The organism is Streptacidiphilus jeojiense (genome assembly GCF_000719095.1).
GTDB classification, from domain to species: Bacteria; Actinomycetota; Actinomycetes; order Streptomycetales; family Streptomycetaceae; genus Streptacidiphilus; species Streptacidiphilus jeojiensis.
This window is the reverse complement of the sequence record NZ_JOEH01000140.1, coordinates 1-204: the sequence shown is the minus strand read 5'-3', so window position 1 is coordinate 204 and position 204 is coordinate 1. Positions and strand designations below refer to the sequence as shown.

The 204-nt window shown below is 72.5% G+C and carries 1 protein-coding gene; it reads right to left on the bottom strand.

From position 1 onward, the window contains the following. Positions 1 to 204 (bottom strand): LuxR C-terminal-related transcriptional regulator (locus IF29_RS0141385; protein ID WP_030267814.1); only part of this gene is annotated, 204 nt, incomplete at both ends.

The following is a 204-nucleotide window of genomic DNA, read 5'->3' as shown; positions in this document are numbered from 1 at the left end:
ACCAGGCGCTGGGCGATCTCGGTGTTGGTCAGGCCCTCGGCCACGGCCTGTAGTACCTCGCGTTCGCGCCCGGTCAGGTCGGCCACCCGTGGATCGGTCTGGCCATCGGCTCCCTCGGGGTCGGGGACGTGCTCCATGAAGGTGTCGAGCAGCCGTCGGGTCAGTGCCGGGGCGACCACGGCGTCTCCGGCGGCGACGGCACGG